Annotated in this window: 26 protein-coding genes; 2 read left to right on the top strand and 24 right to left on the bottom strand. The window is 65.6% G+C overall.

Going from position 1 to position 23,704, the window contains the following annotated elements:
• Positions 1-102: 102 nt before the first annotated feature.
• Positions 103-513 (bottom strand): hypothetical protein, encoded by a 411-nt coding sequence (locus tag ACSFCA_RS34550; protein WP_435462697.1) that lies wholly within the window; start codon positions 511-513, stop codon positions 103-105.
• 146 nt (positions 514-659) lie between these two features.
• The gene (locus ACSFCA_RS34545) at positions 660-1,358 is read right to left on the bottom strand and encodes a peptide arginase family protein (RefSeq protein WP_435462696.1); all 699 of its coding nucleotides are present in this window, start codon (positions 1,356-1,358) and stop codon (positions 660-662) included.
• A 200-nt stretch (positions 1,359-1,558) separates the two neighbouring features.
• Here ACSFCA_RS34545 and ACSFCA_RS34540 point away from each other — a divergent pair, with 200 nt between their 5' ends.
• Complete coding sequence (locus tag ACSFCA_RS34540; protein WP_435462695.1) at positions 1,559-1,993, top strand: hypothetical protein; 435 nt, start codon at positions 1,559-1,561, stop codon at positions 1,991-1,993.
• Positions 1,994-2,026: 33 nt separating this feature from the next.
• On the opposite strand, the gene ACSFCA_RS34535 is transcribed toward ACSFCA_RS34540, so the two are convergent.
• The 14 genes from ACSFCA_RS34535 to ACSFCA_RS34470 all read right to left on the bottom strand — a co-directional run bounded on the left by ACSFCA_RS34535 (position 2,027) and on the right by ACSFCA_RS34470 (position 15,053).
• Positions 2,027-2,353, bottom strand: coding sequence for a hypothetical protein (locus tag ACSFCA_RS34535; RefSeq protein ID WP_435462694.1), 327 nt, complete (start codon positions 2,351-2,353; stop codon positions 2,027-2,029).
• Positions 2,354-2,639: 286 nt separating this feature from the next.
• Entirely contained in the window at positions 2,640-2,864 is a 225-nt protein-coding gene (locus ACSFCA_RS34530) for a DUF2274 domain-containing protein (protein WP_435462693.1), read from the bottom strand.
• Positions 2,861-4,174 carry a TraB/TrbI/VirB10 family type IV secretion system protein gene (locus tag ACSFCA_RS34525; protein ID WP_435462692.1) on the bottom strand — a complete coding sequence of 438 codons (1,314 nt, stop codon included), beginning with the start codon at positions 4,172-4,174 and terminating at the stop codon, positions 2,861-2,863. Before ACSFCA_RS34525 ends, ACSFCA_RS34530 begins: the two co-directional genes overlap by 4 nt.
• Positions 4,171-5,214 carry a P-type conjugative transfer protein TrbG gene (gene trbG / locus ACSFCA_RS34520; protein ID WP_435462691.1) on the bottom strand — a complete coding sequence of 348 codons (1,044 nt, stop codon included), beginning with the start codon at positions 5,212-5,214 and terminating at the stop codon, positions 4,171-4,173. Before trbG ends, ACSFCA_RS34525 begins: the two co-directional genes overlap by 4 nt.
• Positions 5,211-5,924, bottom strand: coding sequence for a conjugal transfer protein TrbF (gene trbF, locus ACSFCA_RS34515; protein WP_435462690.1), 714 nt, complete (start codon positions 5,922-5,924; stop codon positions 5,211-5,213). The genes trbG and trbF overlap by 4 nt, the downstream gene beginning before the upstream one ends.
• Before the next feature lie 27 nt (positions 5,925-5,951).
• Complete coding sequence (trbL, locus tag ACSFCA_RS34510) at positions 5,952-7,325, bottom strand: P-type conjugative transfer protein TrbL (RefSeq protein ID WP_435462689.1); 1,374 nt, start codon at positions 7,323-7,325, stop codon at positions 5,952-5,954.
• A gap of 4 nt (positions 7,326-7,329) precedes the next feature.
• Positions 7,330-7,638, bottom strand: a complete 309-nt coding sequence (locus ACSFCA_RS34505) for an EexN family lipoprotein (RefSeq protein ID WP_435462688.1) — start codon at positions 7,636-7,638, stop codon at positions 7,330-7,332.
• Between the two features lie 10 nt (positions 7,639-7,648).
• The gene (gene trbJ / locus ACSFCA_RS34500; protein ID WP_435462687.1) at positions 7,649-8,413 is read right to left on the bottom strand and encodes a P-type conjugative transfer protein TrbJ; all 765 of its coding nucleotides are present in this window, start codon (positions 8,411-8,413) and stop codon (positions 7,649-7,651) included.
• Positions 8,410-10,908 (bottom strand): conjugal transfer protein TrbE, encoded by a 2,499-nt coding sequence (trbE, locus tag ACSFCA_RS34495; RefSeq protein WP_435462686.1) that lies wholly within the window; start codon positions 10,906-10,908, stop codon positions 8,410-8,412. Before trbE ends, trbJ begins: the two co-directional genes overlap by 4 nt.
• 19 nt (positions 10,909-10,927) lie before the next feature.
• Positions 10,928-11,224: a VirB3 family type IV secretion system protein gene (locus ACSFCA_RS34490; protein ID WP_435462685.1), complete on the bottom strand. Its 297-nt coding sequence runs from the start codon at positions 11,222-11,224 to the stop codon at positions 10,928-10,930.
• A complete protein-coding gene (locus tag ACSFCA_RS34485) occupies positions 11,221-11,553 on the bottom strand; it encodes a TrbC/VirB2 family type IV secretion system protein (RefSeq protein ID WP_435462684.1) in 333 nt (110 codons plus the stop codon). Before ACSFCA_RS34485 ends, ACSFCA_RS34490 begins: the two co-directional genes overlap by 4 nt.
• Positions 11,550-12,524, bottom strand: a complete 975-nt coding sequence (trbB, locus tag ACSFCA_RS34480) for a P-type conjugative transfer ATPase TrbB (RefSeq protein WP_435462701.1) — start codon at positions 12,522-12,524, stop codon at positions 11,550-11,552. Before trbB ends, ACSFCA_RS34485 begins: the two co-directional genes overlap by 4 nt.
• Before the next feature lie 40 nt (positions 12,525-12,564).
• Positions 12,565-13,047 (bottom strand): CopG family transcriptional regulator, encoded by a 483-nt coding sequence (locus ACSFCA_RS34475; protein WP_435462683.1) that lies wholly within the window; start codon positions 13,045-13,047, stop codon positions 12,565-12,567.
• A complete protein-coding gene (locus ACSFCA_RS34470) occupies positions 13,044-15,053 on the bottom strand; it encodes a conjugal transfer protein TraG (protein WP_435462682.1) in 2,010 nt (669 codons plus the stop codon). The genes ACSFCA_RS34475 and ACSFCA_RS34470 overlap by 4 nt, the downstream gene beginning before the upstream one ends.
• A 291-nt stretch (positions 15,054-15,344) precedes the next feature.
• On the opposite strand from ACSFCA_RS34470, the gene ACSFCA_RS34465 reads away from it, so the two are divergent.
• Positions 15,345-15,506 (top strand): hypothetical protein, encoded by a 162-nt coding sequence (locus ACSFCA_RS34465; RefSeq protein ID WP_435462681.1) that lies wholly within the window; start codon positions 15,345-15,347, stop codon positions 15,504-15,506.
• A 234-nt stretch (positions 15,507-15,740) separates the two neighbouring features.
• On the opposite strand, the gene ACSFCA_RS34460 is transcribed toward ACSFCA_RS34465, so the two are convergent.
• From ACSFCA_RS34460 to ACSFCA_RS34425, 8 genes are all read right to left on the bottom strand, one after another.
• Positions 15,741-16,196 (bottom strand): Lrp/AsnC family transcriptional regulator, encoded by a 456-nt coding sequence (locus tag ACSFCA_RS34460; protein WP_435462700.1) that lies wholly within the window; start codon positions 16,194-16,196, stop codon positions 15,741-15,743.
• 381 nt (positions 16,197-16,577) lie between these two features.
• Positions 16,578-16,844 (bottom strand): response regulator, encoded by a 267-nt coding sequence (locus ACSFCA_RS34455; RefSeq protein ID WP_435462680.1) that lies wholly within the window; start codon positions 16,842-16,844, stop codon positions 16,578-16,580.
• Positions 16,845-17,042: 198 nt separating this feature from the next.
• Entirely contained in the window at positions 17,043-18,050 is a 1,008-nt protein-coding gene (locus ACSFCA_RS34450; protein ID WP_435462679.1) for a Bug family tripartite tricarboxylate transporter substrate binding protein, read from the bottom strand.
• Positions 18,051-18,353: 303 nt separating this feature from the next.
• Positions 18,354-19,403, bottom strand: coding sequence for an IS110 family RNA-guided transposase (locus ACSFCA_RS34445; protein ID WP_435462678.1), 1,050 nt, complete (start codon positions 19,401-19,403; stop codon positions 18,354-18,356).
• Between the two features lie 167 nt (positions 19,404-19,570).
• Complete coding sequence (locus ACSFCA_RS34440) at positions 19,571-20,743, bottom strand: acyl-CoA dehydrogenase family protein (RefSeq protein WP_435462677.1); 1,173 nt, start codon at positions 20,741-20,743, stop codon at positions 19,571-19,573.
• A gap of 33 nt (positions 20,744-20,776) precedes the next feature.
• Positions 20,777-21,547: an enoyl-CoA hydratase/isomerase family protein gene (locus ACSFCA_RS34435; RefSeq protein ID WP_435462676.1), complete on the bottom strand. Its 771-nt coding sequence runs from the start codon at positions 21,545-21,547 to the stop codon at positions 20,777-20,779.
• Positions 21,541-22,812: an acetyl-CoA hydrolase/transferase family protein gene (locus tag ACSFCA_RS34430; RefSeq protein ID WP_435462675.1), complete on the bottom strand. Its 1,272-nt coding sequence runs from the start codon at positions 22,810-22,812 to the stop codon at positions 21,541-21,543. The genes ACSFCA_RS34435 and ACSFCA_RS34430 overlap by 7 nt, the downstream gene beginning before the upstream one ends.
• Before the next feature lies 1 nt (position 22,813).
• Positions 22,814-23,674, bottom strand: coding sequence for an HpcH/HpaI aldolase/citrate lyase family protein (locus tag ACSFCA_RS34425; protein WP_435462674.1), 861 nt, complete (start codon positions 23,672-23,674; stop codon positions 22,814-22,816).
• Between the last annotated feature and the right edge of the window lie 30 nt (positions 23,675-23,704).

The raw sequence follows: 23,704 nt of genomic DNA, 5'->3' as shown, positions 1-23,704 counted from the left end.
GGCCGCAAGGGCCTCTCAAACGCATGGGGATGCTCGGTGAGACGAGCTTGCGAGCGCAACGACAAGCACACGCGCTCGCCATCAAGCCAATTTACGACTTGATCAGACCTTCCCTAGACTCAGCTGAAACAAAAAGCGCATGCGGAACAGGACAATGATCAGCAAGAGATCCGCGAGGGCAGTAAACAACAACACCCACCGCCTGGCACCTGGATCCATCAAGGTCGAAGCGCCGAACCAAAGTCCGCCCGTCACAGCGATGGCCAGGCCAGGTATCTGCCAGAACAGTGCGTTGAGCGAGCGCATGTGTTGTCCCGCTTCCAGATAGATCACCTCCGCCAAACGAGCGCTACGCGAGGCGTCTTCGCGTGCCAAGGTCAACTCATGTTTGCGGATCTCAAGATCGGTGGCGAGCTTGGACTTGTGGTCCTCCACATTCCTGGAAAGCGTCGATTTCAGCACTTCCAGCTTGGTCGTTGCACTATCGCTGAGAGCGGTCTCATTGGTTGTCATACGTGTCGGCGCTGATCGAATCTTGATCCCCGGGGAGGTTGAATATTGACGGGGGTGGAAGTCGGGTTTTCGATGCCGGCTGCGCACAGTTTAGTGTCCGCGGCGTGCTCCCCGATGTTGAATTGCGCACGGGGTACGCCGAGCGATTATTGTTGCTGCTCCGCACGCCAGGCCAGAACTCTAGGCACCACAAGCTCTGCAAGGTGCTTGGTGTCTTCCGGCGTTCCCGAGCAGCCAAACGAGAGCGAGATGGTGACAAGACAGGCGGATTCGATGAGAGGTCGCATCGTGTCCAAAAATGCTAAGACTTCTTCATCCTGCCATAGGTCGCTGCCGTACTCCATCTTGGATTCGTTGTTGAAGAGATCGAGACAGAGGTCAAATACGAGCGGATGCGCTGGCGCTATGCTGGCCAACGATTCGGCGGTCGGATGCAGCATCTGTGTCGCGCCAGACGCTGCGAGCACCTCCTCGCCGATCCCGATGTCCCCTCCGTTGTCCTGTTTGCAGAAAAAGTGGACGGCGTCGAAGCGACCCCGCACCACCACGGGCGCAATAAATGAGTCGTACCGGATCCATTCACCCTCAGCAATCAGGGCATGCAGCCCGTCCAAGTCGGCGGCTAGCATCTCCGCCTCCTCCTCCGGATTTTCGAAGAAGTCGTAGCCTCCGTCCCAGTGATGATCTGCGTGCGCTAGGGTGAACTTCGCCAGGCTGGAGTCAGCTGCGTAGCGCTCCCAGATCCACAGGGCCCACTTGTGGTTGTCCATCAACCAAGTCTCTGTCCCAAGATGCTCGACGTACTCGTCATCGCGTTTCAGGTCTTGATAGTCGATCTTTACCACAGCCTCTCCACGGTTCGCTTGTCCGCAATTGCGTTCCCAGTCCGGACAAGCCTTTCTGCCGTTCGACCTACCCACAGTTGCCTCGCAGGTGCTGCGTCCTTCGCAGTAAGGCGACCTCACCCACCGAGTCAGCGGCGGCGCAGTGGATACGCTGTCCTGCACAATAGCGCCGAAGCAGCGGTTATATCGGAGGAGGGCCGGTGGCAGGTAAGCATCATGATTTGGTGGACTTCACCAAGAAGTACAAGGGCGAGCTCTATTCATTTTTTCTCGATTTGAAGAGCTGGCGGCAGTTCAAGACAAGGCATAACCTGGCTTGGCAAAAACTGCGCTTCGGTGCCGTGAGCCACGCATCGGTGCCAAAAGAACGCGGCATCTACGCCTTCACGGTGGAACTCGCGCCTTCAAAATTGCCAATACACGGATATATTCTGTACGTGGGCATCAGCGGCGACACTTCCGGGGCAAATTTGCACAAAAGGTATGCCCAGTACCTGCGACAGCTTAAGAACAAGGATGGGCGGCCGCGCGTATTCACATTCCTAGAAAACTGGGCGGACGACCTGTTCTTTAACTTCGTCCCACTTCCCAGCGCTGCTGTCATCCTGACGCGCGAGAAAGAGGCTAGCGAGTAAGTGGAGACTTCGCCAAACGCAATAGCTACGGCTTTAAGGCAGGCGACTCGGCAAAACCGCCGACAGCCTTCTGTACTCCGCAAACAGGTGGTCGCGAACACATTGAACAAGGTCAAGGAATTCGTCGATGTGTTTGAACTCGGCCATGTCATTCTGGTGAGTCAAGATCACGGTGGGGGTAGCGCGATTGGTCGTGAATTCCAAGGCACCGCCAAGCACGGACATGTCCGCATGCGCCAGCAACTCATTTCGAGTCTTCTTCAATCGCTCGTGCAGCGCCACATGATTGGATGGAACGCAAGCAGCAAGGATTCTTCGCGAGTTTCCTTGGCTATCCTTGGACTGGTTGAACATCGTCATGTACTCGACGATTGCATGCCGAAAGGCTGGCCCCGCTAAGGGATGGGTCAAATCTGCCTTCACGTCCTGCAAGATTTGATGGCAGGAACTCGCCCGCTCGACACAGACGGTTAGGTGAACGAGGTCATCCTCGGGACTTTTGGGGCTTGGCATGCTCTGCTTGCACCTCGTGCCTTGTGATTCTTTAGGCACCGATCGTATCGGGCCCTGCGCTGCTGCACCCTTCAGGCTTACTCTGAGCCACCGTCAGCAGGGTTTGACCTCCTTGAAGCGCAGTGCACGGCTGCTAGTTCTTCTGACCTCCACGTCGAAATCCTCGATCCCTTCCCATGAATGCCTCCAGCATGTGCGGGATCAGCGTCACTGCATCCACCACTTCCCCATAGGTCTGTGCATGCAGCGCCGCATAGCGGTCCAACTCCGTCTTGAGGCTGCCCGGACAGGTGAAGGTCAGCTTGACGCTCTCGGTCCTGGGTAACGGCCCCAGCCGCAGCTTGCGCGTCGTATTCATCGATTTCCACCTCGCACGAAGAATAGCGGCTGGTACGGCCGCAGGACGAGGTCCTTGCTCACCATCACGCGCATCGGAAACCCCGGCCGGATCGTCAGCGTCGGCTGAATGCTCGCATTGCGCTTCGTGATCTCCTGCCCGACCTGGTTCACTGTGTCCTGCGCTCCCTCACGTACAGAGATCACAAGGCGATTGCCGTCCTGATCCGTCTGATTCTGCGGCGCCGCCAACTCGGCCCCGACCCCAAGCAGCGTCGATAGCGCCGCGCCGGCCAGGATGCGATCCCAATGCCAGTCGACACCGTCCTCCAGCCCGGCGTAGCCGGCAGGATCAATCCCCGGCAACCGGTCCAGCGCCACCGACGATGTGTCCGGCAGGATCAGCCGCATCCACACCAGCAGCACGCGCCGCTGCCCGAACGCCACCTGGCTGTCGTAGCGACCGATCAGTCGCGACCCCTGCGGGATCAGCAGATGGCGCCCCGTGGCCGTGTCATAGACCGCCTCGGTCACCGTGGCGATCACCTGGCCCGGCAGGTCGGAGTTGATGCCCATCACCAGCGCCGCCGGGATGATGGTCCCCGCCATCACCTGGTAAGGCGAAGCGGGCAACTGCAGGCTGCCCGGATTGCGCGTGGCCGTGTCACCGGCCTTCGCAAGAAAGGCTTCCTTGCGGTCTTGGCCGTTCTGCGCCACCGCAGGGTCGGCCGACGAAGCCATGGTTGAGCTCATGGCGCCGAAGGGATTGAACGGCTGCTGCCCCGCCGTCAGCCCGGACCCATCGCCGACAGGTGCCGGCAAGGCGCTCTCGGTGGAAGTCCCCCGCTTTGCAGCAGCACCATCACCGCTGCGCCGGAAGAACACCGAGGACCGCGCCGCCTCCTCGGCCGCCAACCGCTCGGCCTGCGCCGGATCCACAGCATTGCCCGCCCTCGCCTCCATCGGCTGCTGTGCCTTCGCCATGGCCGAGCCGAGATCTCCCGGCAGCGGCGGCCCCAGCACCGGTGGTGCCGGCTTCGACGCCGGCGGCATCCCGGCGTAGTCCTTCGGCAACTGATCCAGCCCATCCGCCCGGGCCACGCGGTCCACGTTGTACAACTCGGCGGCCGGATTGCGCTCGCGTCTCTGCGACTGCAGCGACCACATCGTGCCGCCGAGCACGGCTGCGGCCAGGGCGCCGGCGCCGAGCGCCAGCATGCGCCGGTTGAGCCGCACGACCGGCCGGGGCTGCGCGCGCAGGGCCACCGTCTCCGGCGCGACCTTGGGCATGACTTGGGGCGATGGCGGTGGCACCGTGTCTTCCCCACTCATGACCCGTCGCTCCGCGTACCCTGAGTGCTGCCGATCGCGCCATCCGTGCGCTCGATGCGCACGACCTCGGCCTTGCCGCCCTTGAAGCCGCCCAGCCGCAACTCCGCCGCGCCGAAGAGGCGGTCCACCACATAGTACGGCGAGCGGAAGCGGTAGTTCACGAGCTGCCCATCGCCCTGCGGCCCGATCACGAACAGCGGCGGCAGCTCGCCCTGCGCGATGCCGCCCGGGAACTGGATGTAGACCCGCTGCCCGTCGTCGAAGGCGCGCATCGGCTTCCAGGACGGCGCATCGCCGCTGATCGCATAACGGAACCGGATCTGTTCCACCGACAGCCCCGCATCCACCGGTGCCGCAGCCTGCGCCTCCCTCGTCTGCTTCTGCAGCGCCAGCATCCGGTCCTTCGGATAGTCCCAGGACACCGACGCCATCCAGGCCTGCGGCGTCGAGGACAGCTCCAGCAGGTAGGTGCGCCGGTTCGTCGTGATGACCAGGTTCGTCTTCAGGCCCACGCGCGTGGGTTTCACGAGCACATGGACACGCTGGTTCGCGCTGCTGCCGCTGACCGTGTCGCCCACGATCCAACGCACCGTGTCGCCGGCCGAAACCGCCACCAGTTCCTCGCCCTCCTGCAGCGCAATCACGGTGACGCGGCCCGGACTGGTGTAGACCTGATACAGCGCACCGTCCGCATACGGCCAGACCTGGATCGCATTGACGTAGCCCTCGCGGGTCGGCGCGACGCGGGCCTCTTCGTTGGCCCGCGAGACACGGATTTTCTCGTCGGCGGGTTCCGGCACTGGCTTGGCCTCCTGCGCGCTCGGCAGCGCCTTCATCTGCCCAGGCAGCGGAAGAAGCTTTGGTACCTCCACCACCTCGACGGGCGGGGCCGGCTCGGGCAACAGCTGCGCGGCGGCGGCCACCGGTTCGTCCAGCGAGATTGCCGGTGGTGCCTTGCCCTGCGTGGCACAGCCCGCGGCGACCGCCACTACGCTCAGCAAGATCGGCGCAGATACGCCTCTACGGAAATCAGTCCTCATGGCTTGGTTCCTTTCGCTGTGTCCGTCGCATCGAGCTCGCGGCTCCAGGACAGCCCGTTGACATAGATGCCCAGCGGGTTCCTGCGCAGCCGCTCCTCGGTGCGCGGCGCCTGCAGCACGATCGCGAGCACCGCGGTCCAGCGCTCCAGCCCGGCCGCCTCGCCGTTGACGTAGCGCCGCTCGGTCCAGCGCACCTGGAACGACGAATCGCTCGCGCGCACCACGCTGTTGATCTGCACCGCCACCGAGCTCTCTCCGATGCGCGAGAACGGATCGTTGGCGCGCGCGTGGTCGTTCAGCGTCGCGGCGCCGCGGTCCGTCGTGTATTCGTAGGCCTCGAGCCAGTTCTGCCGCACGACGATCGGATCGATCGACAGCGAGCGCACGTCGGTGATGAAGCGCGCGAGGTGATGCGCGATCTGCGCATCGCTGGGCTTGTAGGGCGTGGCGGCCTCGCCGACGGCGCGCACCTGGCCGGCGCTGTCCACTTCGACGACGTAGGGCGTCACGATGGACTGCGCCGAGCGCCAGACCAGGCCACCGGCCATCAGCAGCGCCAACGAGAGGCAGCCGAAGGCCATCAGGCGCCAGTTCTTCGCCTGCACGCGCGCGCTGCCGATGCGCTGGTCCCAGACCTGCGCCGCGGCTTGGTACGGCGTGACGGGCTCGGGCGTGTCCGAGTACCGCACCTGGGGTCGCTTGAATCGCATGGATGGTTCTCCTCAAAAGAAACCGGATCAGGCGTTGGAGTCGTCGCGCAGGCTCGGGCCGGCGCCGCTGCCGCCGTGGTCGCCCGAGCGCAGCACGTGCGCCGTCGTCGAGGCCGCATGGCTCAGCTGCTGCTTGCGGCGCATCTGCCGGGCCCATGCCGGTTCGGGGGTTGGTCCACCGGCCTCGCCCGCACCGGGAGATGCCGCATTCCCCGTCATCGCAGGCGCAACCGCATCGGCCACGAAGCTCGCCACGCGGCCCTTCACGGTCCTGGCGCCGGACGCGACGCGCTGGCCGACAGTGCCAGCACCGGATTTCGCGAGATGGGCGAGACCGGCGCCGGCCGCGCGCACGCCCCCAACGCCGGATGTCGCGGCGCCCGCCTGGTAGGCCGACTTCGCATCGCTCGCCAGGCCGCTGGCCGAGCGAGCGGCCGCCGCGCCGCCACCGATGGCTGCACGCGCCGCGCCGGGCGCCATGCGCGCCCCCGCGGCCACGGCGGAACCCGCACTCGCCACGGCCGCGCCACCGGCAACGGCCAGGCCTGCCGCACCCAAGGCCGTTCCCGCCGCCGCGCCCGCACCGAGCTGCGGCGCGCCCGAAACCAACCCCGTCGCGATCCCCGGGCCGAAGATCCCCAGCCCCAGCATCGCGAGCGCCGCCAGCATGACGGTCAACGCATGGTCGATGGAAGGCTCGGCCCCCGGTGGCGTGCGGAACTCCGCGAAGAGGCCCGTGCCGATCCCCACGATCACGGCCAGCACCAGCACCTTGATGCCTGAGGACACCACGTTGCCCAGCACCTTCTCGGCCAGGAACGCGGTCTTGTTCCACAGCGCGAAGGGCACGAGCACGAAGCCCGCGAGGGTCGTCAGCTTGAACTCGATCAAGGTGACGAAAAGCTGCACCGCGAGCACGAAGAAACTCACGATCAACACCAGCCAGGCCAGGAACAGCACCGCGATGGTGTCCAGGTGGGCGAAGGTCTCGGGGAAGCCCGTCATCTCGCCGATCTGCTCCATGATCGGCCGCCCCGCCTCGATGCCGACCTGCGCGAGCCGGCCGGGCTGCAGGAACTGCGCCTGCGTCAGGCCGGAGCCTGACGCTACCAGGCCGAGCCCCGCGAACGAACGGAACAGGACGCCGGCGAGCTGGTTGAAGTTGCCGATGATGAAAGCGAACGCCCCCACGTAGAGCACCTTCCGGATCAGCCGAGCGATCACGTCGTCGCCCTGCCCGCTCGCATAGCTCATGGCCCAGAACAGCCCGGCCAGCGTCATGTCGATCACGACCAGCGTGGCCGTGAGGAACGCCACCTCGCCATGCAGCAGGCCGAAGCCCGAATCGATGTAGCGCGAGAAGACGTCGAGGAAGCGATCGATGACCGCGACATCGTCCATCGCGTCAGTCCTTGGCGCCCGTGCCGATTGGCGATGAGGCGGGTGCGGCCGGTGGCGGGACCGGGTCGCTCGCATAGGGCGACGTGCCGCCCCTCATGAAGCGTTGGCGCGTGGCCTCGGCCACCGCCTGGCACTGTGCGTCGCCCATCCGGGCATGGTCGGCCTTGCACTGCGCGCGCAGATCCTTCAGCCGCTCGGGATTGGCGACCAGCGATTCGATGGACTCGATCGAGGGTTGGGTCGGCTCGGGCTTGCCGCAGCCGGTGAGCACCAGCGCCACAGTGGCCGTGATGATGAAAAGCAGGTTCTTCACGGGCTGCCCCTCAGTCTCCATAGAAGTTCACGCTGTACGGCGTGTACGGAGTGCCGCTGCCCATGAAGCGGCGCCGCACCTCGCGCGCACGCTCCTGCACGGCCACCTGCCGCGCCTGTTCCAGCGCCGCGGAGCGGTCCTGCGTGATCTGCAGCTGCTGCGCCTGGATCGCCTGGCGCGACTGCAGCGCCAGCAGCTGGTTAGTCGCCTGCATCGCCTGCAAGGCGCCCGTGGCCGACTGGCTGCGATTCACGAGATCGGTCAGCGCCCGCTCGTCGGCGGCGAAGTTCTGCATCGCCTGCGACTGCACCTGCGTCGCGGTGCGGAGAGCCTCCAGCGAGTTGCGCCAGCGCTGGCGCGCATCGCCCGCCATCTGCGCACCGGAGATCGCCGCCGAAAACGACTCGGGGTACAGCCGCTTGAACTCTTCTTCCATGCGCGAGACGTTGAAGGCCAGCCCCTGCGCCTGCTGGATCAGCTGGTTCGTCGCCGCCAGCGTCGACTTGAGCTCGGACAGCGCACTGAAGTCCAGGCCCTGAAGGTTCCTCGCCTGGTTGCGCAGCATCTGCGCCTCGTTCTGCAGCTGCTCGACCTGGTTGTTGATCTGCTCCAGCGCGCGGGCCGCCGTCAGCATGTTCTGGATGAAATTGGACGCATCGAACACGGTGTCGCCGACGCCGAAGATGGCATGCGCCGGCGGGGCCACACCGAAAGCGATCGCACTGACCGCAACCAGCGCGGCGATCCGGGGTTTGAAGGAAGACTGGAGGTTCATGGCATTGGCTCCTGCGGGGTTGAGGAAAGAGATGGGGATGCAGATGGAAACGATGGAATGAGGTCGGCCGCCCAGCCGAGCCCGCGGTGGCGCAGCCAGGCGGCCGCGAAGACCGAAGGCATGCGCGCGAACGGCGACTGCAGCACCGAGGCCTGCACGCGGTCGAGCGCGCGCTGGTCCTCGGGCGAGCCCGCGCCGGCAAACGCCAGCGCCACCGGCCCGAGCCCGAGCTCGAAGACCCGGTTGCCAAGGCGCGACTGGTAGTAATAGTCGCGTTTGGGCTGCGCCGTGGCGACGATCTCGATCTGCCGGCTGTTGAGCCCGAAGCCCTCGTAGATCACGCGGATCTGCGGTTCGGTGGCCTGCGGGTTGGGCAGGAAGATCCGGCTCGCGCAGCTCTCCACGATCGCCGGCGCGATGCTGGAGTTCTGGATGTCGGCCAGGCTCTGCGTGGCGAAGACAACCGAGACGTTCTTCTTGCGCAGTGTCTTGAGCCACTGGCGGATGCGCGCGGCGAACACCGGGTCATCGAGGAACAGCCAGGCCTCGTCGAGAATCAGGAGGGTCGGCGCGCCGTCGAAGCGTTCGTCGAAGCGCTCGAAGAGGTAGCCAAGCACGGCCAGCACCGCGGCCTTGCTGTGCATCAGCTCCTCCATCTCGAAACACTGGACGGAGGAGGCCCCCAGCCGGTCCCGGTCCGCGTCCAGCAGCCGCCCGTGCGCACCGCCGAGCACGTAGGGCGCCAGCGCCTGGCGCAGGGTATTGGACTGCAGCAGCACCGCGAGGCCCGTCATCGTGCGTTGCTCCAGCGGCGCGGTGGCGAGGCTGGCCAGCGCGGACCACACCATCTCCCGCTCGGCCGGCCCGACCTCGAGGCCCTCCTGCCGAAGCCGCCCTTCCACCCACTCCGCCGCCCAGGTGCGGTATCTGTCCTGGTCAATGCGCGCGAGCGGCTGGAAGGCGATCTCTCCATCGGTACCGAGGTCGTAGTGCTCGCCGCACAGCCCGAGGACCGTGGCGCGCATCGAGCGCCCCATGTCGAAAGCCAGGATGCGCGAGCCTGCATAGCGGCGGAACTGCAGCGCCAGCGTGGCGAGCAGCACCGACTTGCCCATGCCGGTCGGCCCGACCACCAGCATGTGCCCGACGTCGCCGATATGGGTGACCAGCCGGAACGGCGTGGCGCCATCGGTGCGCGTGACGATCAACGGCGGTCCGTCCAGATGCGCATTGCGCTCGGGGCCTGCCCACACGGCCGACACCGGCATCATGTGCGCGAGGTTCAAGGTCGAGACGATGGGCTGGCGCACATTCGCGTAGGCATGGCCCGGGATCGACGACAGCCAGGCCTCGACCGCATTCAGCGTCTCGGGGATCGTGACGAAGCCCCGGCCCTGGATCGTGCGCTCCACCGCGCGCAGCTTCTCGTCGGCCGCCGCCGCGTCGGCGTCGAGCACGGTCACCGTGGCGGTCACATAGCCGAAAGCCACCTGGTCGCTGCCGAGCTCCTGCAGCGCCGCATCGGCATCGGCTGCTTTGTTCGAGGCGTCCGAGTCGACCAGCGGGCTCTCCTGCTGGAAGATCGTCTCTCGCAGCAGCGCCACGATGTTCTTGCGCTTGGCGAACCACTGGCGGCGCAGCCGCACGAGTTCCTTCTCCGCCTCCGCCTTGTCCAGGCACAGGAAGCGCGTGCTCCAGCGGTAGGTGAAGCCCAGGCGGTTCAGGTCGTCGAGCAGGCCCGGCCAGGTCGAGGTCGGGAAGCCCCGCACCGACAGCACCCGAAGGTGACGGCTGCCGAGCATCGGCGCCAGCCCGCCCGTCAGCGGCTCGTCGGCCAGCAGTGCATCGAGGTGCGTCGGCACCTCGGGCACGGCGACCGCATGCCGGCGGGTGGACACGCAGCCGTGCAAGTGGGTCAGCGTTTGGGCATCGTCAAGCCAGCCGATCTCGGGCATCACACCTTCGAGCAGGCCGAGGAAGCGCTCTGTCTCGGAGACGAAAGCTTCCAGCCGTCCTCTCCAGTCCGATCCGTTCGAGGCATCCGATCCCGACTTGTCTTCCGTCCCGGCGTTCTCGTAGAGCAGGTCCGTGGCGCGCGCCTTCGATTCCTCGGGCGGCAGGTACAGCAGCGTCAGGTGATAGCAGCTCTCGAAATGGCTGGCGTCCTCCTCGAAGGCGGCGCGGCGCTCCTCGTCGACCAGCCAGGACAGAGGCTCCGGGAACGACGACTCTGGATAGCCGGCCGCCTCGCGGCGCTCGGCCTCCACGAACAGCGCCCAGCCCGAGCCGAGCCGCCGTAGCGCGTTGTTCAAACGCGCCGAGGTGGCGACGAACTCGCCCTGCGTCGCGCTGTCCAGGTCCGGCCCGCGGAACCGCGCCGTGCGCTGGAGCGATCCATCCTTGTTGAGCACGACCCCGGGCGCGACCAGGCCGGCCCAGGGCAGCCAGTCGGCCAGCAGCGCCGGCCGCTTTCGGTATTCGGCGAGATTCAGCATCGCGTCTCCCCTTCCCGCCTTACGCGTCCAGCAGCGAACGCTGCTTGATGTGCCGCGCAAAGACCTGCATGAACTGCGGATCCAGCCTCGCACCCCAGACAGCCAGCGCGTGGCCGACGATCCAGAGCGCGACGCCGGGCAGCCAGAGCTGCAGTCCCAGTCCCACGGCAGCGGCCAGCGTGCCGTTGGCGATCGCCACAGTGCGCGGCGCGCCGCCCAGCAGGATCGGTTCGGTGAGGGACCGGTGCAGCGGAATCTCGAAGCCGGGCGCGAGGCCCGGCGAAGAGCTCGCCGAGAAGGCGTTCAGCGCGTTCATGCCAGCACCGCCCCGCCCGAGAAGCTGAAGAAGGTCAGGAAGAAACTGGAGGCGGCGAACGCGATCGACAGGCCGAACACGATCTGCACCAGCTTGCGAAACCCACCCGACGTGTCGCCGAAAGCCAGCGTCAGCCCTGTCGCGATGATGATGATCACCGCGATGATCCGGGCCACCGGCCCCTGGATGGACTCCAGTACCGACTGCAGCGGTGCTTCCCAGGGCATGTTCGAGCCGGCCGCATGCGCAGGCGAGGCGACGGCCAGCAGCAGCGCCGCTAGGGTGACAAGGTACAGAACCGGTTTTACGGAAATGCGTGGATGCGTCATGACGGTGCTCCGGGATCGGATGAAGGAACAGAGGTGGATGAAGAGAACAAAGGGAACCCGGGCACCAGCGAGGTATCGAGCTGATAGCCTTGGCTGTCGTGGCCGATGACGCGTGCGATCTCGCGCACGCGGCGGGCGCGACCACGGCCGGCAATGAAGACGATGACGTTGACCGTCTCGGCAATGAGAGCGCGCGGCACCGTCACCGAGACCTCTTGCACAAGCTGCTCGAGGCGCGTCAACGCGCCGGCCGCAGAGCCGGCGTGCACCGTGGCGATGCCGCCTGGATGGCCGGTGCCCCAGGCCTTGAGCAGGTCCAGCGCCTCGGCGCCGCGCACTTCCCCGACCACGATGCGATCAGGCCGCAAGCGCAGGGTGGCGCGCACCAAGTCGGCCATGGTGCTGACACCCGGCTCGGTGCGCATGCCGACATGGTCATCGGACCGGCACTGCAGCTCCACGGTGTCTTCGAGGATGAGCACGCGGTCGCGCGTCTCGGCGATCTCGTCGAGCAGCGCATTCGCGAGCGTGGTCTTGCCGGTGCTGGTGCCGCCGACCACCACGATATTCTGGCGCTCGCGAACAGCTCGCCGCAGAAACTCGGCTTGATCTGCAGTCAAGATGCCGTCCGCCACATAGCGCGCGAGATTCATGATCCGCAGCGCCCGCTTGCGGATGGCGAAGGACGGCGCGCGAACCACGGGTGGCAATACGCCAAGGAAGCGCTCGCCGGTCTCGGGCAATTCGGCCGAGAGGATTGGAGCCCCCGCATGTACCTCGGTGCGCACGTGCGCTGCCACCAGCCGGATGATCCGCTCGGCCACGGGTGGCGGGATTGCGGTACCAGTGGGCTCCCGGCCAGTTCCAAGCCGGTCTACCCACAGCGAGCCGTCCGGATTCAACAGCACCTCCACGACCTCCGGATCCTCAAGCGCCTTCGCGATCTCTTGCCCCATGGCCGTGCGCAACATGCGAATGCGCCGCGCCAACGATGCGTCCACGGAATTCGGTTCAGGCGTCGGATTCACGGTCTATTTCCTGCGATTCGGTTGGGGAAGCCGCATATGCAGCTGGCGCCTCGGACGCAGCGGGTGCGATGTCTTCATGGACTTCGCGCACCAGGCTGCGTCCGCGCTGGATGTGGCGAGCGAGTTGCTCGATGAACTGCGCGTAGCGGGCGCGCCCCTGCGCACGAGCGGCCTCCTGCTGACCCTCGGGCACGGGCAGCGAGACCGTGAGGAAATAGCGGATGTACAGGGCGAGCGTCTCGATCAACACGTTCTGGTCGCGTTCGAGTCGATCGAACTGGCGCGAGAGGCGGTCCAGGCGCTTCGCCAGCGCTGCCTCACGCTGGTCCTGGGCGTCGGGCGAGAGGAATGAGGCCAGCGCCGCTGCGATCACTGCGGACTTCGACACACCCTTGTGCGCAGCGACCCGGTCCAGGCGTTTCGCATGGTCTGGCTCGAGGAAGATGTTCAGGCGCGCACGGGTCATAGCGCAATCCCGTCGTCAGGGTCCAGGGCCGCGAGCCGAGCGGTGCGCATCAGCTGCCTGTCGGCGTCCTGTGGACGCACGGGTATGTCGTCATCGTCGTCGAGCACCAGCAGCCCATCGTCATCCGGCAATGCCAGCGTGTCGGCTGTGGCATCCAGCTCAGGCTTCAGCTGACGGCCACCCTCGTCGGCAAAGCCGCCGGCATCGTGAGCAGGCGATGACTCGGGGGCGAGCAGCGGAGCGAGTCCGCCCCAGTCGTCCGGGCGCACCGCGGGTCGGTCCGCGTAGACATTCGCAGCGAGAGTCGGTGCGGGCAGAACGCGAGGGATGAAGTTTCGATCCTGGTAGTACCGCAGCTTCCTCGCCTTGATCGGTGGATGGCCCGAGACCATCACCACGGCGTCATCGGGCGGCAGCTGCATCACCTCGCCGGGCGTGAGCAGCGGTCGTGCCGTCTCCTGGCGCGACACCATCAGGTGGCCGAGCCATGGCGCCAGCCGGTGGCCTGCATAGTTGCGCTGCGCGCGCAGCTCCGTCGCAGTACCGAGCGCCTCCGAGATGCGCTTGGCCGTTCGCTCGTCGTTGGTCGCGAATGCGATGCGCACATGGCAGTTGTCGAGGATCGAATGGTTCTGGCCGTAGGCCTTGTCGATCTGATTCAGGGACTGTGCGATCAGAAAGGCACGTAAGCCGTAGCCAGCCATGAAAGCCAAAGCTGACTCGAAGAAGTCCAGTCGGCCCAACGCCGGAAATTCGTCGAGCATCAGGAGCAGCTTGTGCTTGCGTGCGATACCGTCCGAGCCGTCGAGCGATTCGGTCAAGCGACGACCGATCTGGTTGAGGATCAGACGGACCAACGGCTTGGTGCGACTGATGTCGGAAGGCGGTACCACGAGATAAAGCGCTACCGGATGCTCCGCAGAAATCAGGTCGGCGATGCGCCAGTCGCAGCGAGAAGTGACTTTGGCCACTGTGGGATCGCGGTAGAGGCCCAAAAAGCTCATGGCCGTGGAGAGCACTCCGGAGCGCTCGTTGTCGCTCTTGTTGAGGACTTCACGCGCCGCGGACGCGACGACCGGATGCACTGATTCGCCCAGGTGCCGCGTGGACATCATCCGGTGCAGCGTGACCTCGAATGGGCAGGCCGGATCGGACAGGAAGTTGGCGACACCGCACAGCGTCTTTTCCTCGCAGGCATACAGCACATGCAGGATGGCGCCAACCAGGAGGGCATGACTGGTCTTCTCCCAGTGATTGCGACGTTCCAGCGCGCCTTCAGGGTCTACCAGGATATCCGCGATGTTCTGCACGTCGCGCACCTCGTGCATGCCGCGGCGAACCTCGAGCAACGGGTTGTACGCGGCCGACCTCGCGTCCGTCGGGTTGAACAGCAGGCAATGCGAGAAACGCGCGCGCCAGCCGGCAGTGAGATTCCAGTTCTCGCCCTTGATGTCGTGGATCACGGCAGAGCCAAGCCAAGACAAGAGGGTTGGAATGACCAGGCCAACACCCTTGCCCGAACGTGTCGGCGCGAAGGCGAGGATGTGCTCGGGTCCGTCGTGACGCAGGTAGTCACCGTCCCTGCTCTTCTTGCCCTTAAACTTTCCCAAGAAAACGCCCACCGCGTTCATCAGACCGGCCTTGACAATCTCTCCAGGCTCGGCCCAGCGCGCCGAACCGTAGGTCACGACATGCTTCGTATGGCGTGCGCGCCACACGGCCATCGATATCGCGGCGCCAGCAGCGGCGATGCCGCCCGATGCGGCGACGGCTCCTCCGCGCAGGAACACCTCCGGCGCGTAGGCATCGTAGAAGTACCACCACTCGAAAAGCTTCCAAGGCTCGTAGACAGGTGCCCCGGAAATCTCGAACCATGCAGACCCCAACCGTGTCTGGTAGCCGAGCGCACGCGCGGTCCACTGTGTTCCCGCCCACACGCCGCCCACGGCAACGCCGAGAACCACAATGATTTGACCGAACAAAATGCCTGTCGCTGACTTCGCCATCGCCCACTTCTTTCGACTATTGGTTCCAGCACGCGAATGCCACGATGACACTGCACATGTAGGATTCTGGAATCGAGGCGCCGCACGGCACACCCATCGTGGCGTGGCGTGGCGTACGTGGGGTGAATGTGTTGTTCTAGCTTTTGACCTGTCCGAACCTGCGCACGGAGGATCGAAGCATGTCAGGCGACGAAGAGCATCTCAAGGGATGCGGCGCCTGTCCAAAGCCGTTAGCGCGAGGCAGCATCGCGCGGCGATAGCACGCCGTAACAGTTATTGCAGGGTTCTGGGGTGATCGATCTTGAACTCCTGACCAGCGCACTGGCCGGCGCCCCGTACGACACGCACATCTGGGCCACACCGCGGACTCCTTCGGGGCCATGGGCACGCGAGCAGTTGGGTGACGAGGCCGGTTACTGGCTGCAAGGCCCCTCTGAAACCCTCAACGTGTGACCGCGGGCTCCGACCGATCGAATCATCGGCCCCACCGGCGCCGATCGATGGACACACAGTGCGCGACAGCGACTTCGTGGACGTGCCAATCTGGTTGCGCTCCTCTGAGCCCCACTTCCCAGCGATGCGTGGTCGCAACTTGGTATTCGGTGATCACCGAAGTCGGTTGAAGGCGCGGGCAGTCCGTTCTCCAGCGCTCGTGCATACGGCACGCCCTGATTGCTCTCCGTCCCACTACACCGGCAAATTCGCTGAGCGCTTGATTTCCTTGAGCGAAAACCCGGTGTACATCTCCTTGACGTTGCCGAGCGTGCGAATGCGATACATCGCCAGTTCATGGAATGCCTCCATGTCTCTGACAACAACCTGCAGAAGGTAATCGTATTTGCCAGACACGTTATGGCAGGCAACGACGCTGGGCAAGGCCATCACCCCCGCTTCAAAAGTTCGCATCGCCTTCTCCGAGTGACTATCGAGCGAGATGCTGATGAACGCAAACAACCCCAACCCCAACGCCTGCGGATTGAGCGCGGCATGGTAGCCAAGGATGACGTGCTCCTCCAATCGCTTCAGCCGTTTCCAGCATGCAGGTGGCGATAGCGAAACCCGACCCGCGATCTCCGCGTTGGCCAACCTGCCATCCGTCTGCAGGATCTGCAGGATGGCGCGATCGATTTCGTCTAGCTCGATGAATTACTCCAGATCAACCAAAACAGGACCATCTAGCTAATTATATTTCCTATATATGCCACTTTTTGGCAACTACGTTAATCCTATTTTTAGCGCTGGAAATGATACTTGTCGGCTGTCGAGGTCGGCGATTTAAAGCCCCCTTGGCCGCTTCGAACACGGCGATGGCACGGACGGCGTCACGCGATCGCACTTGAACCCTCCTTGCGACCGTCGCGATTCCATATGCTCATCCATTGACCGAGGCGCAGCCGCAGCTGCGCGACGAGCCACGCAAAAGAGAACGCAAGCGCATCCATGACAAGCCCAGGTTCGCCTCGTCATGTTTGGCAGGCGTTCCGACCAGCCAAGGTTGCGTTACGCCTGAAACAGAGCGGTCAACTATCCAGCCCGTCCAAGGGCCCGCGCGAGCGCCGCTGCCAGCTCGCGCGATTGGACTGGCTTCTTCAGAACTTCGCTGACGCCCGCTCCCAGCGCAAGTTGCGTGAGCATCGGACCGGCATAGCAGCTCTCGAGCACGATGGGCAGGTTGGTCCTGAGTTCATGCACCGCCTGCGCAAGCCTGCTACCGGTGAGGCCGGGCATCACCTCGTCGGTCAACACCACGTCGAACGACTCGCGAGCGCTGGAAAGCGGCCAACGCGGCACGGCCGTCCGAGAACGGTGCGGGACTGTAGCGACGGCACATCGAATGCAGGGCCCGGGGGGGGCGACTTGACAGGCCGACTTACCATCCGGCCGATCGCAACGGCCTGTTCATAGTGCGTCAACCTCGTTAAGTGGTTGAACACATTGAGATCTGCTCCTGCCGTCGGCGCGACACGGGCGTCTGTTCGCCCCGCGGCATCAGTCGACCTTCGCGCCGGAAAACTTCACCACCTCGCCCCATTTCACGATGTCGTCCTTGATGGCCGCCACGAAGCGATCCGGGCTGCCCCCAAGCGGCGTATAGCCCATCTGTTCGATCTTCTCCTTGAAGGCCGGCGTGTTCAGTGCACCGTTCAACGCGCTGTTGATGCGCTGGGTCACTTCAGACGGTGTGCCCTTCGGTGCGAGCAGCCCGAACCACGTCTCCGACGCCAAGGCGGCAAAGCCCAGCTCCTTGGTCGTCGGCACGTTGGGCATGGCCACCGAACGCTTGTCGGACATGACGGCGAGGGCGCGGAGCCGATCGTCCTTCACGAAAGGCGCCGCGGCTGCGACGCCCGGGAATGCGAGTTGCAGCCGGCCGCCCAGGAGGTCCGTAAACACCGCTCCCGGCGAGGTATACGGAACATGGACCATGAAGACGCCGAAGGTCTTCTTGTACAGCTCGCCAGACAGATGGTAGGAACTGCCGCTGCCGGTCGAACCGAAGTTCAGCTTGCCCGGGTTCAGCTTGGCGTGCTCCGTCAGTTCCTTCAGATTCTTGGCCGGGATGGATGGGTTGACCACGATGGCGTTCGGGATCGATCCCACCAACACCACCGGATCGAAATCCTTCAAGGGATGAAAGGGCTTCGCGTCGTAAAGCGTCACCGCCGAAACAACGCTGCCGGTCCAGCCCATCAGCAGCGTGTAGCCGTCGGCCGGCGACTTCGCGACCAGCGAACCGCCAAGATTGCCGTTTGCGCCGGGCCGGTTCTCGACGACGACCGGTTGACCGACGGCCTTGCCGAGCTCCTCCGCGATGAGCCGGGCGAGCGGATCGGCGCTGCCACCGGGTGCGGCCGGCACGACGATGCGCACCGGCTTGGTCGGCCACGGCTGCGCGAGCACCGGTGTGGCGAAACTGGTGACCAAGGCCATCGTCACGGCAGCCTGCACGCCCCGTGAAGCGCGGCCCGCCAAAAATTCTCTCAGCGCTGAAAGCATGGTTGTCTTATATGGACGCCTCCCGTGTGGCAAGCGAGTTCTTGAAGTTCCGGCTGGCGGTAATGACTGCGGTCTTATATCCGGCCTGTTGGTGCAGATCGGACCGAAGCCCGTCGCTGGCCTTGATGGGCATGCGCGGGGTCGGTGCTCATCTCCGGTGTGGGCTTCGCACAAGGCTTGCCCGGACAACCATTCAGCTTTACCCGACCCGCGGTCCGACCGCTTCACCATCACTTCATCGACTCGACTCACGCACTCTTTGCGGCATCCACTCCTATGGTTGTGTTGTCTCAGGTTGTTGAACTAAGCCGCCTGCGCTTGCGCGCCGCAGCCGCTTGGTGGAGTGCTCTTCCACTCCGATCGGTACGCCCGCCCGTGCGCCAAGAGCGCCCAGGCCGTGCGAGCCATCTTGTTGGCCAACGCCACCACCGCCACGTTCAGCGGCCGGCGTTGCAGCAGTTCCTCCAGCCACGTGGGCTTGAGCTTCGCCTTGGTGATCACCGCGCGTGCGCCGTGGATGAGCAATGTCCGCAGGTAGGGGTCGCCGCGCTTGCTCAGGTGGCCAACGCGCGTCTTGCCGCCCGTGCCGCTGTGCGCAGGAACCAGCCCCAGGCTGGCTGCGAACTCCCGCCCCGAGCGCCAGCCGCTCGCATCTCCCAGCGTGGCGGCCAGCGCTGTCGCGCCGAGCACGCCGATGCCGGGCACCTCGCGCAGCGTGCGCGCCCGGTCGATCCGGCGTTGCTGCTCGGCGAGCTCGGCTTCGAGCTGATCGATGCTGCGCTCGACCTCCTTGAGCGTTTCGAGCTGAAGGTCGATCAGCCGACGCGTCAACGGCGGCAACTGCTCGTCGATCTCGGCGCGCTTGACTCCCATCGTCTTCAGTCCGGCCTTCTTCCCGCCGGGCAGCACGACGCCGAACTCGTACAACAAGCCGCGCAGCATGTTGAGCGTGGCCGTGCGCACGCCTACCCAGTGCGAACGTGCCCGGTGCAGCGACATCACCGCCTGCTGCTCCACCGTCTTGATCGGTGCGCGACGAATGTCCGATTGCTGCGCCGCCAGCCAGATCGCACGCGCATCGGCAGCGTCGTCCTTGTTGCTGCGCACAAACGCGCGCACCTGTCGCGCCGGCAGCAACTCCACCTGGTATCCGAGACCTCCCAGCACGCGCGCCCAGTGGTGTGCACTGCCGCACGCCTCCATCGCCACGCGTGCCGGCTGCCGCTGTGCGAAGAATTCGCCCAGCCGGGCCCGTGGGAGCTTCCTGCGCCCGATCTCGCCTGTCTCGCCATCCACCCAATGAAGTTGCATCACGTTCTTTGCAATGTCCAAGCCATACGTCGTACGATCCATTTCGGGGCCTCCGTCTGTAAGTGGGTAGATCGAACTTCCACTTTGGCACTCGATGCCGTCGACTGCGAGGCCCCCTTCATCAGCCCCACCCCTCCCAAACTTCGCAGTCGATCAGCAGGGAGGGAGGCGTCCATACCATCTCCTTCTGGCAATTCATGAGGACCGGATCAATAGGACTTCGGCATGCCGAGCACGCGCTCGGCGATGTGGCTCAGGATCATCTCGGCGCTCACCGGTGCGATGCGGGGGATCATGATTTCGCGCAGATAGCGCTCGACATGGAACTCCTTCGAATAGCCCATGCCGCCGTGCGTGAGGATGGCGCGCTCGCAGGCGCGGAAGCCGGCCTCGGCCGCGTAGTACTTGGCGGCATTCGCCTCGGCACCGCAGTCCTTGCCGTTGTCATACAGCCATGCGGCCTTCATCGTGAGCAGCTGCGCGGCCTCGAGCTCGACCCAGTTGGTCGCGAGCGGATGCTGGATCGACTGGTTCTGGCCGATGGGGCGATCGAAGACCACGCGCTCACGCGCATAGGCGGCGGCCTTCTGCAGCGCGATGCGGCCGACACCCACGGCCTCGGCGGCGAGCAGCACGCGCTCGGGGTTCATGCCGTGGAGGATGTACTTGAAGCCCTTGCCTTCCTCGCCGATGCGGTCTTCCACCGGAATCTCCAGGCCGTCGATGAAGAGCTCGTTGGAGTCGATGCACTTGCGGCCCATCTTCTCGATCAGCCGCACGTCGACCTTGCTGCGGTCGAGGTCGGTGTAGAACAGCGACAGCCCCGAAGAGCCTTTGCCGGGCGGCAACTCGTCGATCGGCGTGGTCCGCGCCAGCAGCATGATCTTGTCGGCCACCTGCGCGGTGGAGATCCAGACCTTCTGGCCGTGCACGACGTACTTGTCCCCCTGGCGCACCGCGCGCGTCTTCAGCTTGGTGGTGTTCAATCCCGCATCCGGCTCGGTCACCCCGAAGCAGGCCTTGACCTCGCCCTTGGCAATGGGCGGCAGCATCCGGCGCTTCTGTTCCGGCGTGCCGAAGACGGCGATGGGCATGAGCCCGAAGACGTTGATGTGGATGCTCGAGCAGCCACTCAGGCAGGCGCCGGATTCGGCGATGGTCTGCATCATGATGCTGGCCTCCTGCACGCCCAGGCCCGCGCCGCCGTATTCCTCGGGGATCGCCAAACCGAGCCAGCCGGCTTTGGCCATCGCGTCGTAGAAGGCATGCGGGAACACGCCATCGGTGTCGCGCTCGCGCCAATAGCTTTCGGGGAAGCGCTCGCACAGGGCCTTCACCGCTTCGCGGATCGATTGCTGTTCGGGGGTCGGTTCAAAGTTCATGGGGTAGCTCGCGGCAAGCGAAATGGGTGGGGTTCATCGGCCGGTCCAACGCGGGGTCCGCTTCTCTGCGAAGGCCTTCGGGCCTTCCTGCGCGTCGTCGCTCCGATACACGCTCTCGAAGAGACGCTGGGCCACACGCAGGCCGGCCGAGCGGCCCATCTCCGACGACAGGTAGACCAGCTCGCGCGCCGCCTTGACGGTGAGCGGCGCGTTGGCGGCGATGGTGCGTGCCATCTCGAGTGCGCGCTCGCGCAACTGGTGCATCGGGACCACGTCGTTCACGAAGCCGAGCGCCAGGGCACGCTGCGCCGACATCGGTTGCGCGGTGAGCAGCAGCTCCATCACGATGCGCTGCGGCAGCATGTGCACTAGCGGCGCGGCCCAGGGCATGCCGCGCCCGACCTTGGCTTCGGTGATGCCGAACTTCGCGTGCTCCGCTGCAATGCACAGGTCGCACATCTGCGCGAACAGCCAGCCGCCCGCGTAGGCCACGCCGTTGACGGCCGCGATCATCGGCTTGCTCACGTGCTCGACATCGCCGAGCACCGGCAGCATGTCGCGTGGCGGCACCTGCAGCATCATCGCCGCGGCTTCCTTCAGGTCCATGCCGGCGCAGAAGGCCCGGTCGCCGCTGCCGGTGAGGATGCCCACGCGCACCGCATCGTCCTGCTCGATCGCACGCCAAGCCTGCCGCAGGCCTTCGACCACGCCGCGGTTGATTGCGTTGCGCTGCGCCGGGCGCTGGATGGTGACGACGGCGATGCAGCCGTCGACGACCTCGTAGTCGACTTCATCGGTCAGCATGTCGTCCCCTGCAGGTCGCGCGCTTCGCGCATCAGGGCGTCCCGATGCTCCGGCGCCGCGATGGCCACCATGGCCTTAACCCGCTCGCGCAGGCCGAGCCCGCGCAGGCGCGCGATGCCGTGTTCGGTCGCTATGACGTCGACGTCGCTGCGTGCGGTCGTCACGGGGCCGGACAGGCGGCCCACGATCTTGCTGTCTCCGGTCTTCCCGGTCGCGCCCAGTGCGACGATGGACACGCCGCCTTCGGACTGCACCGCGGCGCGAACGAAATCCACCTGCCCGCCAACGGCGCCGATGTAGTCGGGGCCGATCGCCTCGGCGTTCACCTGCCCGGTGAGGTCCACCTCGAGCGCGGAGTTGACCGACACCAGATTCTTCACGCGCGACAGCGTCGCCATGTGGTGCGTGTAGCGCGTCGGGCACAGGCGCAGCTGCGGGTTGCGGTGCGCGAAGCGGTACAGGCGCTGCGTGCCGAACAGCACGCCGGTCACGCTCACGCCTTCGTCCATGCCCTTGTGGGCGTTGGTCACGGCGCCGCTCTCCACCAGGTCGACCAGCGAGTCGCCGACCATCCCGGAATGCACGCCGAGATCGCGCCGGTCGATCAGCAAGGAGACGATGGCCTCCGGCACGGCGCCGATGCCCATCTGCAACGTGGCGCGGTCGGGAATCAGGTCGGCGACATGCGCCGCGATGCGTCGTTCGAGCTCGCCGAACTTTGCGGCGGGCAGTTCCAGCGGCGCCCGGTCGGTGTGCACGGCCACCGTGATCTCGTCGTCCTTGAGCGGTGCGTCGCACGGCGTCCACGGTACCTGGCTGCTGACCTCGGCGATGACGACCCGGGCGCGCGAGATCGCGGTGCGCACATAGTCGTTGACCAGGCCGAAGCTGTGCTCACCGCGTTCATTCGCCGGGCTCACCAGCAGCATGACGACGTCGGTGCGGATTCGGTCCTTCTCGATCAGGTCGGCTACCGCGGAGATGTGGCACGGCACCGGGTCGAGCACGCCGGCGCTCGACAGCTTGCGCAGCGTGCCGATGCCGCCGATGCCCTTGAAGCGCAGATGGTCGGCGTGCTCGGGCTTGAAGGTGCTCGAGAAGCCGGAGCCGAAGAAGATGCCCGCACCGCTGAAGCCCGCCCGCTGCGCGACCAGTTGTTCGGTCAGGCTCAGCGGCTCGCCGGTGCCCTGGCCGAACACGATGCCGTCGCCCGGCCGGATGTAGGTGGCCAGGTCGATGCCAGCAAGGGATTCGACGCGCGCCATCTCAGACATCCTCCGGCGAGGCCAGCACGGCGAGCGAATGCTTCAGCAAGGGGCCGTCGACCATCCTGCCTTCGAAGTCGATGGTGCCGATGCCGCGCGCGGTAGCTTCCTCGTACGCCTGCACCAGGCGCCTGGCGTAGGCCCGCTCCTGCGGCGTCGGCGAGAAGGCCGCGTTGGCCAGCTTGACCTGCCCCGGCGCGACGCACATCTTCCCCTGGTAGCCGAGGTCGCGGCCCCGCGCGGCGTCTTGCCGGAACAGCGCGTCATCGCGGATGTCGAGCACCACCTGGTCGATGGCGATGCGGCCCGCGGCACGCGCCGCCATCACCACCCACGACCGCGCCGTCGCGACCTCGTCGCCGCCTTGCGTGCGGCGCCCGCCGATGTCCGCCGCGAAATCCTCCGCGCCGAAATAGATGGCCGCGAGGTGCGGCGTCTCGTCGCAGATCTTCACGGCGTTCAGCACGCCGCGCACCGACTCGATGCCGCCGATGATCATGCGCGGACGCGCACGCGGCGCTTCCGCATCGCGTCGCCCGATCCAGTGCACCACCGGGAAGGCCTGGTCCGGCGACTCGAGTTTCGGGATCACGACCGCGTCGATGTCGCAGGCGAAGGCGGCTTCGAGATCCGCGAGATAGTGCACCGAAGTGGGCACGTTGACGCGGATGGCGAGCATGCCGGCCAGGCCCGCCGCGCGCACCTGCTGCACCGTCTCGGCCAGCATGCGCCGCGCCTTGTCCTTCTCGGCGTCGGGCGTGCCGTCCTCCAGGTCGATCACGCAGCAGTCCGCGCCGAAGCGGGGAAACTTGGCGACCAGTTCGGGCCGGTTGGCGGGGGCGTAGAGCAGCGAGCGGATCATGGGTGGAAGGTCTCCAGATTTGCGAAGAGG

It is taken from the genome of Variovorax multivorans (genome assembly GCF_051216835.1).
In the GTDB taxonomy this organism is placed as follows: Bacteria; Pseudomonadota; Gammaproteobacteria; order Burkholderiales; family Burkholderiaceae_C; genus Variovorax.
This window is presented reverse-complemented; position numbering and strand designations above follow the sequence as displayed.

Coding starts and splice junctions, on each gene's coding strand:
- ACSFCA_RS34550 (WP_435462697.1), bottom strand. CDS start 513: ATGACAACCAATGAGACCGCTCTCAGCGATAGTGCAACGACCAAGCTG.
- ACSFCA_RS34535 (WP_435462694.1), bottom strand. CDS start 2,353: ATGACGATGTTCAACCAGTCCAAGGATAGCCAAGGAAACTCGCGAAGA.
- ACSFCA_RS34530 (WP_435462693.1), bottom strand. CDS start 2,864: ATGAATACGACGCGCAAGCTGCGGCTGGGGCCGTTACCCAGGACCGAG.
- ACSFCA_RS34525 (WP_435462692.1), bottom strand. CDS start 4,174: ATGAGTGGGGAAGACACGGTGCCACCGCCATCGCCCCAAGTCATGCCC.
- trbG (WP_435462691.1), bottom strand. CDS start 5,214: ATGAGGACTGATTTCCGTAGAGGCGTATCTGCGCCGATCTTGCTGAGC.
- trbF (WP_435462690.1), bottom strand. CDS start 5,924: ATGCGATTCAAGCGACCCCAGGTGCGGTACTCGGACACGCCCGAGCCC.
- trbL (WP_435462689.1), bottom strand. CDS start 7,325: ATGGACGATGTCGCGGTCATCGATCGCTTCCTCGACGTCTTCTCGCGC.
- trbJ (WP_435462687.1), bottom strand. CDS start 8,413: ATGAACCTCCAGTCTTCCTTCAAACCCCGGATCGCCGCGCTGGTTGCG.
- trbE (WP_435462686.1), bottom strand. CDS start 10,908: ATGCTGAATCTCGCCGAATACCGAAAGCGGCCGGCGCTGCTGGCCGAC.
- ACSFCA_RS34490 (WP_435462685.1), bottom strand. CDS start 11,224: ATGAACGCGCTGAACGCCTTCTCGGCGAGCTCTTCGCCGGGCCTCGCG.
- ACSFCA_RS34485 (WP_435462684.1), bottom strand. CDS start 11,553: ATGACGCATCCACGCATTTCCGTAAAACCGGTTCTGTACCTTGTCACC.
- trbB (WP_435462701.1), bottom strand. CDS start 12,524: ATGTTGCGCACGGCCATGGGGCAAGAGATCGCGAAGGCGCTTGAGGAT.
- ACSFCA_RS34475 (WP_435462683.1), bottom strand. CDS start 13,047: ATGACCCGTGCGCGCCTGAACATCTTCCTCGAGCCAGACCATGCGAAA.
- ACSFCA_RS34470 (WP_435462682.1), bottom strand. CDS start 15,053: ATGGCGAAGTCAGCGACAGGCATTTTGTTCGGTCAAATCATTGTGGTT.
- ACSFCA_RS34450 (WP_435462679.1), bottom strand. CDS start 18,050: ATGCTTTCAGCGCTGAGAGAATTTTTGGCGGGCCGCGCTTCACGGGGC.
- ACSFCA_RS34445 (WP_435462678.1), bottom strand. CDS start 19,403: ATGGATCGTACGACGTATGGCTTGGACATTGCAAAGAACGTGATGCAA.
- ACSFCA_RS34440 (WP_435462677.1), bottom strand. CDS start 20,743: ATGAACTTTGAACCGACCCCCGAACAGCAATCGATCCGCGAAGCGGTG.
- ACSFCA_RS34435 (WP_435462676.1), bottom strand. CDS start 21,547: ATGCTGACCGATGAAGTCGACTACGAGGTCGTCGACGGCTGCATCGCC.
- ACSFCA_RS34430 (WP_435462675.1), bottom strand. CDS start 22,812: ATGGCGCGCGTCGAATCCCTTGCTGGCATCGACCTGGCCACCTACATC.
- ACSFCA_RS34425 (WP_435462674.1), bottom strand. CDS start 23,674: ATGATCCGCTCGCTGCTCTACGCCCCCGCCAACCGGCCCGAACTGGTC.